Origin of the sequence: Streptomyces sp. NPDC060028 (genome assembly GCF_042736725.1) — a bacterium.
Taxonomy (GTDB): domain Bacteria; phylum Actinomycetota; class Actinomycetes; order Streptomycetales; family Streptomycetaceae; genus Streptomyces.
In genome coordinates, this window is record NZ_JBHWVJ010000131.1 from 1 (window position 1) to 14,753 (window position 14,753).

Here is a 14,753-nt window from a genome sequence, read left to right on the forward strand (position 1 = left end):
GATCCTCGACTCCCTCGCCCGTTTCTGCCGACGAATCTCCGGCGCAGGACACTAGCTTGTCGACCACCGATTCGTCGTGAAGGCTGGTGGCGTTCGGGCCGCCGATGCCGTCTGTGGCGAACGTGAACCTGGCGTCATGGTCGACCTCGGTCATGCGGACGCCCATATCGTCGCAGAAGCTGGTCTGGCGGCCCCGCCACAAGGTGCCGGTGAGGATGAGTTCCACCGGTCGCTCGCCCGCCGAGCCACTGCGGGCGGCCTCCGGGGGGCTGGAATTCTTCACGTGCTGAACCAACACCGCCTTCACCGATCCCGAGTACCTCATTCGCCGGCTGCGACACGGGCTCCGCCAGATCCAGTACCGCAGCGATATCATCGACGGATGCCTCACCGGGACCGGACTCACACTGCCGACACCACGCCTACAACCTCCTTACGTTGTTGGTGGGTTGATTCCGCTCACTCGTAGGATCGGAAGGCCCTGGGGCACTGGGTGTGGCTGTCAAGCTCATGCCGCACGTGTGGCTTCTACTGATTGGCCGCCCGGTGCCCCGCGACGACTCGGCCACTGATTGGGATGCGCGCGAAGATCGCTTGGTAAGGACACGCTGGCGAGGTCGTCTGCTGGGACCAGTACCGGACCGACTTCGGAGGTGACCGTGCCCGAACTGTGGGCCGGAACGGATGCGGGCAAAGCCGAGCACCACTGCACGGTGATCGACACCGACGGGAAGCGAAGGCTCTCGAGGCGGGTCGCCAACGACGAGAACGCGTTGCTCCAGCTGATCGCAGATGTTCTCGCGCTGAGCGAGGGCGAACCGGTGACCTGGGCGATTGACCTCAACGCCGGCGGGGCCGCGCTGATGATCGCTCTTCTCACCGACAATGGGCAGAGTTCTCTATATCCCAGGCCGCACCGTCCACCACGCCGCCGGGGCTTATCGGGGCGACGGGAAAACGGACGCGAAGGACGCGTTCGTCATTGCGGACCAGGCCCGCATGCGCCGCGATCTCCAGAGCATGCACCGTGGTGACGACATCGCGGTCGACCTGCGCATCCTCACGTCGCGCCGCCTGGACCTGGCCGCCGACCGCACGAGGGCGATCAACCGGCTGCGGGCCCAGATGCTGGAGTACTTCCCGGCCTTGGAGCGAGCCTTCGACTACAGCACCTCCAAGGGCTCACTGGTGCTGCTGACCGGCTATCAGACTCCCGGCGCTCTGCGGCGGATCGGCAGGAACCGGCTCGCGGTCTGGCTGAAGAACCGCAAGGTCCGCAGCTTCAACCTCGCCGCGGCTACCGCGGTCGAGGCCGCCGAGGCCCAGCACACTGCTGTTCCGGGGGAGAAGCTGGCCGCCGCCGTGGTGGCCAAGCTGGCCAGGGAGGTGATGGTCCTCGATGAGGAGATCGCTGAGACCGACGCCCTGATCGAGGGCCGGTTTCGCGACCACCCGCACGCCGAGGCCATTTTGAGCATGCCCGGCATCGGCCCCGTCCTCGGCGCCGAGTTCATCGCCCATACCGGCGGCGACATGAGCATCTACGGCAGTTCCGACCGGCTCGCCGGCGTCGCGGGTCTGGCTCCCGTCCCGAAGGACTCGGGACGGATCAGCGGCAACATGCGCCGACCGCGACGCTACTGCCGGCGTCTGCTGCGGGTCTTCTACATGTCCTCAATGGTCGCGGCCCGATGCTGCCCCACCTCGAAGACCTTCTACGAACGCAAGAGAGCCGAGGGGAAGAACCACAAGCAGGCCATCATCGCGCTCGCGCGCCGTCGTCTGAACGTCCTGTGGGCCCTCATACGCGACGGCCGAACCTTCGAAATCACCGCACCACAGAGCCCGATCCCACTGAGCTAACACGCTCACAGCGAGTCACCAACCCAGCTTGACAACCCCATTGGGAATCAGTAGCCGCGCAACCCCACCTGTGCGCGGCCGAGGAGTTCGTTCGATGGTCGGCGGCCGACGGAGCGGCAGCCCGCCGCGCAGACGTCCCCGCGCTCGGCGGACCCCCGGCCAACTGACCCTGAGTCCCGCGCAGGACACTGTCCTGGTGAACACTCGACGCGTCTTGGGCACAGGCCCCCGCGCCTCCGCTGCCTCCGCCTGATCCCGCAGGGCCCGCCTCGCCGCCGAGGGCACCGCACCGTCTCCCCCCGCAGAGTCCGAGCCCGAGGCCGTACCCGGCCGCCGCACTCTCGGGAATGGCCCCGCGCATCACTGACGGCAAGTAGTGGCCCACCTCTTGAACGGTAGCCGACGTGTAACCCCGGCCCCTGACAGCCTCTTCTCCCAGGCTGTGCTTGTGCGCGGGCCACTCAGGGCCCTACAGCCGAGCGAACTTCCGAGTGAAGGCGACCCGGTGGTACTGCCTGCCCCAGGAATCCCGAGCACCGGGCCTCAAGTCGACCTACGCGGGCAAGCCGCGCGAGGAGAGTCACGCAGGTCGATACAGCTCCGGGACCGAAACCGCCCGACCCGGGCGGGCACGCGGGGGCAAACCCACCCGCCGGTGGGACAGCTCCCACTCGGGGAACCGCCCCACCGGCGTCTGAGGAGAACCGACGCCCCCGGCAGCACCGGATCCTGTTGCTGCGCGCTTCCGTGCCGGACCGTAAACCCGCCAGTACCCCGGCCCTATCTCCCGCGCCCCCGCACGACGCAGCCGCGCGTACCCGCTGACTCGCCCAGCCGTACGCCGGCGACCCGTTCAACCAACCCACCAAGGAGCTTCACCAACCCGGAAACCGTGGCCGGCACGCGGCCGGGGTGTGCGTCACCGGCGTGACGGGTAAGGAGGCGTCAGTACGGCGGTGGGAGGGGGAAATCGGCGTGGATCCCGTTACTGTGATCGCCAGCATGGCCGGGAGGCTCGCAGGCCAGATGCTGTTGACCAAGCTCAAGGAGTGGCGGCGACCGGAGGTCGTCGAACTTCGCAAGATCACCGAACGGGTGCTGCACGAGGCCCTCACGGAGCTCCTGATCGGAGAAGGAGCGGCGTCCGGCGAGCGGGTCGATCTCGTGGACCGCGCCCAACACGTGGAGTCGGCGCTGAGTCCCGTCTTCGCGCGCAAGGACGTGGCCGAGCGCCTGCTCGATGCCGCACTGGCCGGGACGGCTCCCGCGTTCGACGACCTGGTAGCTCTCCTCCAGGACCAGGGCACGGACCTCCGCTCGCTCGGATTCGATCTGAACGACTTCCTCGGTGACGTCACGGACCGGCTGCGCACGCAAGTAGTGGCTGCGGTGAAGCGGTCCAGCAGCGCCCTCTTCCACCACGTCGTGATCGGAACGCTCGAGAGCCGGCTGCCGCAGGTATCGGCTGAGGAACGGATGATCGGGCTGGCACTGCCTCCCCCGCGGCACTTCGTCGGCCGAGACGCCGACGGCGCCCACCTGCGCGCGCGCCTGATCCCGCCGTCCGACGGGGACACCCCACGCCTCCAAGTTGTGACGGCCGTCCAGGGCCTGCCCGGCGTAGGCAAGAGCACCATGGCGGCCCACCTGGCGCACGACGAGGAGATGGGCCGGGCCTTCCCGCACGGCATCCTCTGGGCCAACCTCGGGCTGGGGGCGAAGGAGCAGACCCGAGCCGAACTCGCCCGGTGGGTGCGAGCGCTGGACCAAGAGCCGGATCCGGCCTGGCCCGCCACTTACCTCTCGTCGCGGTTGGCCGCGGTACTGCGCCATCGCCGCATGCTGCTCATCGTCGACGACGTCTTCGCAGCGGCCGAGGCCGCCCCATTCCTGGTGGGCGGCCGACACTGTGCCCACGTGGTGACCACCCGCCAGCCAGCCGTGGCCGCTGCCGTGGCTTCCGGACGGCACCAGGTGTACCCCCTGAAGGTGCTGACCCCGCAGGCCTCCTTCACGCTGATCGAACTACAGGCTCCGGAGGTCGCCGCCTCCCATCCCGAAGCCGTGCGCGCACTCGTCGAACGGCTCGACGGGCTGCCGCTCGCACTCAACGTCGCCGCCACCCTACTCGCGGCCCACCTCGAATCAGGGCTGTCCGTCCAGTCGCTCATCGCCGCCCTCGGGCGAGACGCCCAGCTGCTGTCAGAGGCCCCGCCACCGGACCTGGCCGGCCTGGTCGACGACACCAGCCCCACCGTCGCCGCCGTCTTTTCCCGCAGCGTGTCCGTCCTCGATCCCGTGAATCGGCTGCGCTTCGCCTACCTCGGCTCCTTCGACGGCAAACCCCGCATCTTCACCCTGGACCAGGCGGCCCGCGAATGGGCCGCCATTCCGGCGCCAGACATCGGCACCGACAAGCCTCGGCCCGAGGAGACGGTGCACAAGCTGGTTACGCGCGGACTCCTGGAGACGGTGGGTCCCGAGACCTACCGGCTGCACGCAGTCCTGGCGCTCTACGCGCGCTGGCTGCTGGGGAACCTCGGAAACCTCTGAGCGGGAGGCCCTGTGAGCTTCGACCACGTGTACAACAGCAGGATCACTCAGGCCGAAGTGCGGGTCGAGGAATTCGTCGAGCTGTCGCACTCACTCGTCGCGGACGGCGGCCAGGACACGGCGCGGCTGGACGAACTGGTACTGCCGCGGCTGCTCCAGGCGTATCCCTGGCTCATCGAGCACGCCGCGAGCGATGACCGGGCGGCCCGGCTCTGCATCCTGTTGGCCGTCGGCCCACCACTGGTGGTCTGGACCGTACGGCAGTCCCCCGAGCACCGGCTGGAGTTGCTCGACACCGCGTTGCAGGCCGCGAACCGGCTCGGCGCCGGCAGCTTCGTCCCGGTGCTGGAAGGCTCGCTCGGCGATGCCTACTGCGACCGCGAGGACTACGTACGGGCCGTCGCGCACTTCGAGTTCTCGCTGGCACTCAGCGAGGACGACACCACGGCCCGTGCGCAGAATTTCGCCGGGCTCGGTTTCGCCTACGCGATGATCGGACACGAGAGCGACGCGCGCCCGCTGCTGGCCCGGGCGCTGGAGTTGTGCGTGGAGACGGCCGACAAGCCGGGACAGTTGACCACCCTGCTCTACAGCTGCCGGGCCCATCTCCTGTGGGGTGAGGTAGACGAGGCCGTTGAGGCCCTGGAGCGGTGCCTGCGCATGGTCCCCGTACCCGCCGTACGGGACAAGGTCGCGTTCCGGGCCGGGCTGGAGGCCCTGTGCCGGGCAGGCCGGGGCAAAGACGCCATGGATGTCGTCGCCACCCGGCTCCGGGGAGCGCAGCTGGACGGCCGCGACGCCGAGCTGGCCGGGGCCCTGGTCGTGCGGGCCGGCGTAAGGGCCCTGCTCGACGACGTGCAGGCGGCCGGCGCCGACCTCGACCGGGCCAGGGCGCTGGCGGAAGCCGGCGGCGACATAGCCGTTCTGCACGACGTATTGGCCCTGCTCGGCCGGGTGCGCAGTGCCGCGGACCGGCACGAGGAGGCGCTGCGGATCCTGCGGGCACGGCTGGAAATCGCGGCCGGCTGGGGAGCGCGCCGGCGCTGGCAGGCGCTGACTGACGTGGCCGTGGCGGCAACCGCGGCCGGGGGCACAGCTACCGCCCTCGAATACCACCGCCGGGCCCTCGAGCTGGCCGAGGCGGACAAGCACCAGGTGACGGTGGTCGGGGAGAAACGCTTCGAGGCGCACCCCATGCTCGCGGGGGCCGGACCGGTCCTCCTGAACCGCCCCCTGCACGACGACTACGCCCTGCGGCAGTCCCGGGCGGCGCTCGCCGAGCTGGAGGTCCGCTCAGGCGGGGGCACGGACGCCCAGGCCTGGGACCGCTTCGAGGAGGTCGTGGAATCCTGCCTCGACGGCGGATTCTTCGGCGGCTCACGCAGCCCGCGGCACCACGAGCAGCTGCTGGACCTCGCCGGTACGGCGGCCTTCGACCTCGGGTGCTTCGAGCGGACCCGGGACTACCAGGGCCGGCGGGCGCAATCGCTGCGGGGACGCGACGACCGCAGGGGTCTCGCCCACGCCTTGGGCGAATGTGCCGACGCGCACCAGCGGGAGGGCGATGACGCAGCGGCCGGCCGGCTGTACGAGGAGGTCGCAGCCCTGGACCGGGCCATCGGTGACCATGCCGACGAGGTGCGCGCACTCGGCAACGCCGCCTATTGCGCAGCCGAACTCGGAGACGGGAAGAGGGCGCTGCGGCTGATCCGGAGCGCGTCGGATCTGGCGGCCTGCCACGACCACCGCGCGTCCCGGCTGATCACCCTGGTCAACAGGGGAACGATGTCGTTCCCTGACGTGCCGAAGGAAGGCTTCGACGCCTGGGTCTCCGCCGAGGCACTGGCGGTCGAACTCGAAGACGCCGACGCGCTGGCCCTCCTACGCGAGCGGCTGTCCGAGGTGGACCCGGACCCGGTGCCGGAGGTCCGCGGGTCGTGTCTGCACTTCAACGCCGAAGGGTGTCGGCTCGCCGACGAAGGGCGGCTGGAAGAGGCACTGGAGAACCTGACGACGGCCGTGCACTGGTCCGCGTTCTGCCGCGGCGACACCGCCCTGCGCACGGTGTGCCTCCTCAACCGGGGCCGGGTGGCGCGCCGGCACGACCCGGTGCTCGCCGCGGTGTCGTTCGCCGACGCGGCCACCCACGCCGCCGTCCACGACCAGTCGGAATCGCTCGTCGACGCCCTCAGGTCGCTGGGGACCGTACTCGGCCACGACATCGGCGATCAGGCCGCCGCCGTCTCGGTGCTGCGCCGACTGCACGCGCGACACACTCCGTACGACTCCTTGGACGGGCTGCGCGGCCTGATCGAACTGTGCGGCTTCGAACTCGACTCCGGAACCGTCGGCGACACGGTCCTGGAGGATCATCTGGAAGAGGCTCTGAACGCCGCCCTGTTGGCCCGCCTCCCCTCGGAGGAGGCGGTGGTCCTGTCCTACCGGGGGGCCCTCCACGAGCGGCGCGGCCGCCTGGGCGAGGCCGAGGCCCACTACCGCAGGGTGTTGCACCTGCGGTCCCACCACGGTCTCGGGGATCTGGAGGAGGCGCACGAACGCGTGGACCGGGTGGCGCGACGGCAGCGTGCGGACTGAGCGGCAGGCTCTGGCGCGTGGATCCGATGCGGTCGTCTCGCCGAGCAGTTGGAAGAGGCACTGGCGCGCGCACAGACCGCGGAGGCCCGCGTCGCCGAGCAGGACGAGAGCCTGCGCCATGCGCAGGACTACATCCACCAGGCGGAGGCCGAACTCGCCCAGCAACGCGAGCAGGCCCGCCAACTGCAGCAGGAAGTCGGCGTCCTGCGCGAGCAGAACCGCCGCCTTGTCGAGGAACGGCATCACGTTCCCCGCACGTCAACGCAGGACTTCGAGGCCACCCTGGCGGCCGGCCGCAGGCCGTAACTCGCAAACAAGGCCAGCGGGCCCATTCCCCCAGCGCGCCGCGTTGTGTGCTCTGCTGCACGCCAGACACGGCGCGACGGACACCAGACGGGCAGCACCGTGAGACCACACGCCTGGTACGCGGAGGCACGCCAAGGGCGGCTGCAAGCTCGGGCCGCAAGAGCCGAGACCGCAGGGCTTCCGGCCCCGCCCTTGGCGCCCGGTGTGGTGGATGGTCTGCAATGCGATGCGCAATGGTGTTGGGCAGTTGGGGTACGTGTGGGCCTGAGGCGATCCCCGTGGTGTGGACACACCTGACAATGGATCTTGTTGATCCTGGAAGGTGTAGATCCACGTGGCACGGCCATCGAAGTACAGTGCGGAGTTCCGGTCCGACGCGATCGCGTTGTGGCGGGCTTCGGCAGGCAGGCGGACGTTCAGGGACGTCGCGGCCGATCTGAACGTCAACCCCGAGACGCTGCGGACCTGGGGCCGTGACGCCGAAGATCGTCCGGTCGCCTCCGGCGCCTCGCAGGGCACCGAGGAGGAGCTGGCCCGGCTGCGGGCGGAGAACGCCAGGCTGGCCAAGGCGGAGAAGGAATGGCAGCTCGAGCGGGAGATCCTGCGCCGGGCAGCCGCGTATTTCGCGCGGGAGATGAAGTGAGGACCGCCGCTTGGGACTTCGTCTCCGCCCACGCCGAGATGTTCGGCATCAAGCGGATATGCCGGGTGCTGGAAGTCTCCCGCTCGGGCTACTACCGGTGGATCGCCGGCGCCCAGGCGCGGGCGGAGCGGCAGGGAGCCGAGGACGCCCTGGTCGAGGAGATCCGCGAAATCCATGCCGAACACCGCGAGAACTACGGCGTGCTTCGAGTCCATGCCGAACTGCGAGGTTTCGGCCACACGGTCAACCGCAAACGGGTGGCCAGGCTGATACGCAAGCACGGCATCGTCGGCCGCCACCTGCGGAAGAAGAAGCGGACCACGGTCCCGGACCGCCTCGCGCCGCCGGTGCCCGACCTGGTCCAGCGGGAATTCACCGCCGGCGTGCTGGACGAGAAGTGGTGCGGCGACATCACATACGTGCAGGTCGGAGCCGCGTGGCTCTACCTCGCTTGCGTCATCGACATCCGGTCGCGCCGAGTCCTCGGCTGGTCGATGGCCCCGCACATGCGGGCCCAGCTCGTCGTCGACGCGCTCCAGGCCGCGGTCGCGGCCCGCGGCGGCAACGTCGCCGGAGTGATCTTCCACGCGGACCGCGGATCGCACTATACGTCCGCCGCGTTCGCCCAGGTCTGCGACCGGCATGGCATCCGCAGGAGCATGGGCAGGGTCGACTCGAGTTACGACAACGCCCTGGCCGAGAGCTTCTGGCAGGGACTGAAGCGAGAAACGATGCACGGGAGGCTGTTCTCGACGATGCAGCAGGCGAGGCTGGAGATCTTCCAGTGGCTCACCTACTACAACGCCCGCCGACGCCACAGCGCGCTCGCCTACCTCTCCCCGATGGAGTTCGAACAGCACCACCACAGGACAGCTAAACTCTCACTCGCAGCATGAACCCCTGTGTCCACACTCCGGGGGTCACCTCACCCCGCCGCCATCACCCGATCAGTGGCCACGCTGAAAGAGCTCACTGAGCCGGAAAACGACGCGCCGCACGTGGCGAGGACGAGTTTGTCAACTGCGCCGGCGTACCGGGGTGGTCGCGGCCCTGGGTGGCGATCTTCTTGATGCAGTCGCCGAGCGGGGTGCTGTCGGCGAACGGCGTCTCCAACGGCAGGCTGGCGAAGGGGAAGACTGCCGAGTACGCGTGCGAGCGCGGCGCTGGCGCCAGGATCCGGGTGTGCCACATCGCGGTGACGCCGTCGCCGCTGGTCGCGGGGCGGTGGCGGTGCCGGCAGCGCGCCTTGTCCTCGACGGCGAGCAGCAGCCGCCACGGCAGCTCGAGCGTGCTGGCCTTTCCCTGCTCGCGTGGCGTGCCGGCCAGCTCCAGCTCGTTCGCCGCGGCGAGTATGCCCTCGACGAACAGGGGCATGACGCGACCGGGCGGCACGATGAAGTGCAGGCTGGACGGCCCTGCCGGTCGCCCTTGCATCGAGGGCGAGCCGACCACGCTCTCCGCGATGTGTTGCGGCGCGGGTCGACGATCAGGCGGCCTTCGCCTGTGGCGACCCATTCCGTGACCCCGGCCGGTGCTGGTCCGTTCCTGGAGGCGCGTCGAGCGGATCGTCAGCGACACGAGATCGCTCGGGCGCAAGACCGAGTACCGCTCCGTGGCAGCCATGTCAGACGCTCCTAGCTATTCCGAGGCGGCGGTGGCGTAGGAGCTCGCGGGCTCCGGGACTTGCGAGCGATGCAGCACGCCGAGCTGCGCCAAGCGCCAGACTGGCTCCGGCGGCGAGCCGTCCTGCCAGAACTGGACCGGGACGGCCGTCTCCGGGTCCGAGGCCTCCAGGGCCAGGAAGAACTGATAGAGGTCGACCCCCTGGTACTGCCCACTGGGCGCCCCGCCGATGATCTCGACCAGGGCCATGTGCAGGTGGGGGGGCACCCCGGTGCGCTGGTGCACGGTACCCAGGAAGTCGCCGCGCGATACCCGTGCCCCGACGAAGACCGAGCCTGGCACGTCGGTCAGGTGGGTGTAGAAGGCGCCCATCATGTCGTTCCCGGAACGCATGAAGATCTCGGCTCCGTACACCTTCTGCGTGTCCTGCGCCGGATCGTGCGGCTTGAATTTGGTGACGTGTCCGTCGAACGAGGCGTACACCGGCGTGCCCTGGGTGCCGCCGATGTCCATCCCATAGCGGATGTACCAGTTCGAGCCGACATGGCCGCCCTGGCCGGGGCCGCCGTGGCCCTGGGTGAATCCCGAGGGGTCGACCGGGGCCGAGACATCGATCGTGAAGGCGCTGCCAGCCCGCACGAGGGCGCGGGGGCGACCGACGTTCCACCCGCCTCCCGGTAGCAGGTCCGAGATCTCGACAGGGATCTCGTCGGAGTTCCACGTCAGGCTCGCGCCGGGGGTGGCGCCCTCGACCTCCTGGATCTTGTTCTGCATGACTGCCATCTGGGAGTCGTCGAGGTCGCCGACCGTGGTCGACACCGAGATACCCAGGGCTGCCGCCACGGAGTTCGCATAGGCGACCGGATTGTTTCCGTCGGACTCGGGCGCGTACTTCTTGAACGCCTCGAGAATAGACAGGTTCTTGTAGAGGTTGCTCCGCAGGAGCTTGGCAATCGCGTACCAGCCGTCGGCCCACGTCGGGAAGATCAGGAAGTTGTGCCAGTTGAACTTGCCTGGATACTGTCCGAAATCGGGGCCGCCGGGTCGCCCGGTGATGTTACCGGGATTGTTGTTCAGCCAGGCGAAGCTGCCCTCGTAGTTACGCATGTGCGGTCGTCCGCGAGCGATCTCATCCGCATGGACGACGAAGTTGTAGATCTCCTTGCCGTGTCCTTGGTAGTCGTTCGGGTCACTCGGATTCGAGCCTGGGAACCAATCCGCTCGCGGGATGTTCAGGTCGAAGGAGATCTTGTGGTTCCAGTACCACACGTGGTCGCCGAGCTCGAGTGCCATTCCTGCCTCCAGTGCGAGATGCAAGTTTTTTGTTGAGTTGCGAAGAGAGAACAAAATTCGCGGACAGGAAGAAACGTCCTGCCGCCTCGGGCGAGTTGAACTCCACCAGCTGCTCCGACGCTCCAGGTCCGAGCAGAGCCGCTGCCGTCAGCAGCCTGCCGTTGGCCTGGAGGTCCTCGTCGAAGTGGTAGCGGTAACTCTTCGAAAGCTCCTTGTCGGGTGCCTTCCGTGGTGATCGTCCCTTTTGTGCGGGTAGCGGTCGCGAGTCGCCGGGATCCGCCGCCCTGCCGAGCCGGTCGATGACGAGGGCGCCTCCCCGAGTGAAGCGGCCGAGGAGGCGCCGTGTCCGACGGGTCAGCCTTCGGGCTGGAGGGAAGGCTGCCGATCGCGCCACCAGCCCCAGACGGTGATGCGGTTGAGTCCCCGCTTGCGCCGGCGGCAGCTCCCGCATTCGTGCATGCGGACCCGGCGTGTCAGTGCGGAAATTACGTCACCGAGACCGACGGCTTTCTTCCCGCCGTGAATCGTGCCGAGAGAGGGGATCTGGGCCTCGAGGCTTTCCCACGTGACCGGCACACCCGGAACGGGCTCGATGCGGCTCCGCTCCGCCTTGCCCAGGGTAGTGACGTCGGGGTGGGAGAGGAGCCTTTCAGCGGCTTCCTCGTCGGCGATTCCGACATAGGCGGTGCCGTCGACGGGAAGAACAAGGGCGTTCGGCGCATCGTATTTCAGCACCGGCTGCCCACCGTTTTCCGTACGCTCCGCGAGCGGAACGTTCAGCCAGTAAATGGCGGATTTCACGTCGGTTGCCCCCCGTCTCACCGGTCGCAGCAACCGACGGCCCACCGGCAGAACCAGCCGCAGTCGCACGCCACACAGGCCGCGCAACGCAGGGCGCAGCCGCCGCAGCTGATCGCGACACAGGCCGCGACGGCGGGCAGTGCGCCCGCCGCCAGACAGGCGGTAAGGGCGGCCAGACACGTGCCGCCGCAGCCGCCGAGGCAGCCCCGGAACGCGTCCCAGATGCCGTCCGCGTCGATGAGGCCGCGGTGCGGGTCCAAGGCGTACTCCTTGGCGGTCGCCCAGTCGCCCGGCTGCCCCTGCTGAATGGCCCTCACCACCTTGTTCAAGGCCGTGACCGTGTCGCCGCCCGGTATCAGGGCGGACATGGTGGTGGCCATGACGCCAACCTGCTGTCCCTCCTCACCTCCGAGTGCACCGAACAACAGCTGCGCCCTGAACCCCGACGCGGTGGCGCCCGTGTCGGGCTCCTTCACCGGGCGAGTGAACTCCATGCTGTACTCGACGCCGCTGGCAGTGGTGATGCCTGCCTGCGACGGCGACATCCCCGCCACGCCCGCGGCGGAGGACGCGCGGTAGCGGCCCACCTCTTCTACCAGCTGGTCCACCTGCAGTTCCGGGTCGCCGCTAAGTGCGTCCCACAACTGGAGCGCCTGCTCGTTGCCCAGCAGCGTCAACCGCTCCGACCTGATCGTCGCTTGCTTGCTCATTTCCTTTCCCTTTCTCTCGTCGGCCGACCGGTATTCCGAAAGTCGGCAGCCATGTCCATCGTGCTCACAGAACGCGAACGGCCGCCTGCTGAAAGGATTTTGCCGATCCGGTGTACGTCACTGACTTGTAACTTGCAAATAAACAACGTAATGATCAGAGCATGCATGCGAGAGGTACTGTGCCTGTCACGGTCTGCTTGCCGTACGGCACCCGGGTGAAAGTGCAGCGGCTGCTGTCACAGGAAAAGCGCCTGCGCACGGAACGTGTGCGGAGTGAGTGCTGGAATGTCTCCGGACTCGGCCGACGGGAGGCCCTGGCCGTGCGCGCCCTGCGGCGCCTGGACGTGGCCATGGCCCGAGACCGGGAGGAGCTAGTCGACTCGCTGGACCGGCTGGCGGCTCTCGGCGTGCGACGCGAGTTGCAAGCACAGGGCTGGGACCGCCCCTGGCCGGGCTGCCCCGAGGAGGCCCGCGGTCCCGGCAGATGGCCGGGGTCGCGGGACGGGGGCTTCCCCGAGAGGCTGTCGCTGCGGCTCCCGGTGGATCTGGCGAGTAAGGTGCGGGACGCGTGCTGGTACACCTCCGCCGACGCGATCGCCGCCCTTCTTGACTGGCGTGACCGGTACCCGCGGGTCAGGCCCCGCCGCCACTGGGCGCCCCCCGGGCAGGAGGAGGCGTTGGAGATCTACCGGCGGCTCGCCGCCCGGGTCACCACGCCGGGCGAGGTCTGGCGGGCGGGCATCCAGCGCGGGATAGACCTCTGCGGATCCCCGGACGACGTCCGCCCGCCCTACCTGGGGGCGGGCGGTTGAGGGGAGACGCACAGGGCTGCCCATGGAAGATTGCGCCTGGACCCGACGCCAAGCGTGCTGCCAGGACTGAAGTTGAGCCTTCAGGCGTACAAGTAGAACCCCCGACCCGGTCTTGCGTCCCAGCCGCCCCGCGTCCACCATCCGCTGCAGCAGCGGCGGGCGGTGTACAGCGGCTCCTTGTACTCCTCGTACACGCTGGCGCATGGTTGTCGTGTACCGAGCTCCGCTACCCTCGGGGTTGCCCCAACGGTGTCGGCGACTTCAGCTGGGTCACCGCTGACGCCGCCTACGGCCAGGACGGCCGCTTCCGCCGCTTCATCGAAGACCTCCAACTCCACTACGTCGTGGCGGTGCCCAAGTCCCAACAGGTCCACGGACCTCGTATCGAGGACCGCTTCCGCCGCGAGGCACCGCCGGACGCCTGGAAGCGCCTGTCCGCCGGCCCCGGGGCGAAAGCCGAGCGCGTCTACGACTGGGCAGGCGCCATCCTGCCCGTCGTCTGGGAACGTGACGGCGACGAGCCCACCCGAAGGCGGTGGATGCTCGCCCGCCGCAGCATCTCCAACCCCGACGAGATCGCATACTTCCTGGCCAGCGCCCCGCTCGAGGCCACCCTCACCGACCTCGCCCGGATCGCCGGATGCCGCTGGAAGATCGAGGAGTGCTTCCAGGGCACCAAGAACGAATGCGGCCTCGACGAGTACGAGGTCCGCCGCTACACCAGCTGGTACCGGCATATCACTCTCGCCATGCTCGCCCACGCCTTCCTCACCGCCATGGCCGCTCTGGAACGCGAAAAGGGGGTCGCGACGATGACACACCCGACCTCGTGGACCTCACACCGGCCGAGATCCGCCGTCTCCTGGCAGCTGGCCCACCACCCCGGGACCACCGCGATCACGCCGTGAACTGGTCACGGTGGAGGCGACGCCACCAGGCCCGCGCCCGGACCTGCCATTACGCGCGGCGCGGCTACCTGTTCGCCGGCACCAGATGGCCAAAGCCCTCGCCCGCCTGTGAGGCCCCGGCTAAACTCCCCGCCGTCAGACCGCTGACCAGCCCAAATACCGAAGCACGGCTGGAGTACTAAGGCTTGTCCCGTAACTGCTGGTCACAGGTGAGATGATCTTGGTGTGGCTGGTGTGATCACGGCGTCGGAGCCGTCTTGGATAGCCCCGTTCACCGGGCTGAGCCCGCGCTGTTTCGGGAAGCTGGTGACAGTGTTGCGGCGCGAGGGTGCGGACGCGGTCCGCAAGGGCCGGCCGTGGAGCCTTCCGCTGGAGGACCGTGCTCTGCTGGTGGCGGCGTACTGGCGCACGAACTTGACGATGCGCCAGCTCGCTCCGCTGTTCGGGGTCTCGAAGTCGGCCGCTGACCGCATCATCGACCACCTCGGGCCGATGCTCGCCCTGCAGCCCCGCAAGCGCTTCACGAAAAACACCGTGCTCATCGTGGACGGCACCCTGGTCCCCACCCGCGACCACACCATCGCCGCGCAGTCTAAGAGCTCGTAACAGGATCTTACTGAGATGCCCTGGTCGGGCGTAACCGGTG

11 protein-coding genes and 4 pseudogenes are annotated in these 14,753 nt (G+C 68.8%); 9 read left to right on the forward strand and 6 right to left on the reverse strand.

The genetic code is table 11. The features are described from left to right. Positions 1-307: hypothetical protein (locus tag ACFWBF_RS35510; protein ID WP_385608973.1), on the reverse strand; the 307-nt coding region annotated here is incomplete at its 3' end. Here ACFWBF_RS35510 and ACFWBF_RS35515 point away from each other — a divergent pair. The 6 genes and pseudogenes from ACFWBF_RS35515 to ACFWBF_RS35540 all read left to right on the forward strand — a co-directional run. Next, positions 294-428, forward strand: a pseudogene (locus tag ACFWBF_RS35515) (IS630 family transposase); the annotation flags it as partial. The gene ACFWBF_RS35510 and the pseudogene ACFWBF_RS35515 overlap by 14 nt on opposite strands. Positions 429-653: 225 nt before the next feature. Continuing rightward, positions 654-1,863: pseudogene (locus ACFWBF_RS35520) on the forward strand (IS110 family transposase). A 975-nt stretch (positions 1,864-2,838) separates the two neighbouring features. Next, positions 2,839-4,416, forward strand: a complete 1,578-nt coding sequence (locus ACFWBF_RS35525) for an NB-ARC domain-containing protein (protein ID WP_385608974.1) — start codon at positions 2,839-2,841, stop codon at positions 4,414-4,416. A gap of 12 nt (positions 4,417-4,428) precedes the next feature. After that, complete coding sequence (locus tag ACFWBF_RS35530; RefSeq protein ID WP_385608975.1) at positions 4,429-7,011, forward strand: hypothetical protein; 2,583 nt, start codon at positions 4,429-4,431, stop codon at positions 7,009-7,011. A gap of 48 nt (positions 7,012-7,059) precedes the next feature. Then, positions 7,060-7,317, forward strand: a complete 258-nt coding sequence (locus tag ACFWBF_RS35535; protein ID WP_385608976.1) for a hypothetical protein — start codon at positions 7,060-7,062, stop codon at positions 7,315-7,317. Between the two features lie 334 nt (positions 7,318-7,651). Continuing rightward, a protein-coding gene (locus ACFWBF_RS35540; protein ID WP_385608977.1) for an IS3 family transposase occupies positions 7,652-8,856 on the forward strand; the annotation gives its coding sequence in 2 pieces (ribosomal slippage) (positions 7,652-7,892 and positions 7,892-8,856; 1,206 coding nt in all). Positions 8,857-8,929: 73 nt separating this feature from the next. On the opposite strand, the gene ACFWBF_RS35545 is transcribed toward ACFWBF_RS35540, so the two are convergent. The 4 genes from ACFWBF_RS35545 to ACFWBF_RS35560 form a co-directional block, all read right to left on the reverse strand. Then, positions 8,930-9,583, reverse strand: coding sequence for a hypothetical protein (locus tag ACFWBF_RS35545; protein WP_385608978.1), 654 nt, complete (start codon positions 9,581-9,583; stop codon positions 8,930-8,932). Between the two features lie 15 nt (positions 9,584-9,598). Then, the gene (locus tag ACFWBF_RS35550) at positions 9,599-10,876 is read right to left on the reverse strand and encodes a peptidoglycan DD-metalloendopeptidase family protein (RefSeq protein WP_385608979.1); all 1,278 of its coding nucleotides are present in this window, start codon (positions 10,874-10,876) and stop codon (positions 9,599-9,601) included. Between the two features lie 354 nt (positions 10,877-11,230). Continuing rightward, positions 11,231-11,677 (reverse strand): hypothetical protein, encoded by a 447-nt coding sequence (locus ACFWBF_RS35555; RefSeq protein WP_385608980.1) that lies wholly within the window; start codon positions 11,675-11,677, stop codon positions 11,231-11,233. A 17-nt stretch (positions 11,678-11,694) separates the two neighbouring features. Next, positions 11,695-12,387 (reverse strand): hypothetical protein, encoded by a 693-nt coding sequence (locus ACFWBF_RS35560; RefSeq protein WP_385608981.1) that lies wholly within the window; start codon positions 12,385-12,387, stop codon positions 11,695-11,697. Between the two features lie 320 nt (positions 12,388-12,707). On the opposite strand from ACFWBF_RS35560, the gene ACFWBF_RS35565 reads away from it, so the two are divergent. Next, positions 12,708-13,199, forward strand: a complete 492-nt coding sequence (locus tag ACFWBF_RS35565; RefSeq protein WP_266479121.1) for a hypothetical protein — start codon at positions 12,708-12,710, stop codon at positions 13,197-13,199. Positions 13,200-13,279: 80 nt separating this feature from the next. Here ACFWBF_RS35565 and ACFWBF_RS35570 read toward each other — a convergent pair. Next, a pseudogene (locus ACFWBF_RS35570) lies at positions 13,280-13,468 on the reverse strand (3-hydroxyacyl-CoA dehydrogenase family protein); the annotation flags it as partial. Here ACFWBF_RS35570 and ACFWBF_RS35575 point away from each other — a divergent pair. Together ACFWBF_RS35575 and ACFWBF_RS35580 are read left to right on the forward strand one after the other, a co-directional pair. Further along, positions 13,406-14,107, forward strand: coding sequence for a transposase (locus tag ACFWBF_RS35575; protein ID WP_385608982.1), 702 nt, complete (start codon positions 13,406-13,408; stop codon positions 14,105-14,107). The pseudogene ACFWBF_RS35570 and the gene ACFWBF_RS35575 sit on opposite strands and share 63 nt — an antisense overlap. A gap of 225 nt (positions 14,108-14,332) precedes the next feature. After that, positions 14,333-14,707 (forward strand): annotated as a pseudogene (locus ACFWBF_RS35580) (transposase family protein); the annotation flags it as partial. Positions 14,708-14,753: the final 46 nt, after the last annotated feature.

Excerpts from the sequence above, each read along its gene's own strand:
- ACFWBF_RS35545 (WP_385608978.1), bottom strand. The coding sequence starts at position 9,583 with ATGGCTGCCACGGAGCGGTACTCGGTCTTGCGCCCGAGCGATCTCGTG.
- ACFWBF_RS35550 (WP_385608979.1), bottom strand. The coding sequence starts at position 10,876 with ATGGCACTCGAGCTCGGCGACCACGTGTGGTACTGGAACCACAAGATC.
- ACFWBF_RS35560 (WP_385608981.1), bottom strand. The coding sequence starts at position 12,387 with ATGAGCAAGCAAGCGACGATCAGGTCGGAGCGGTTGACGCTGCTGGGC.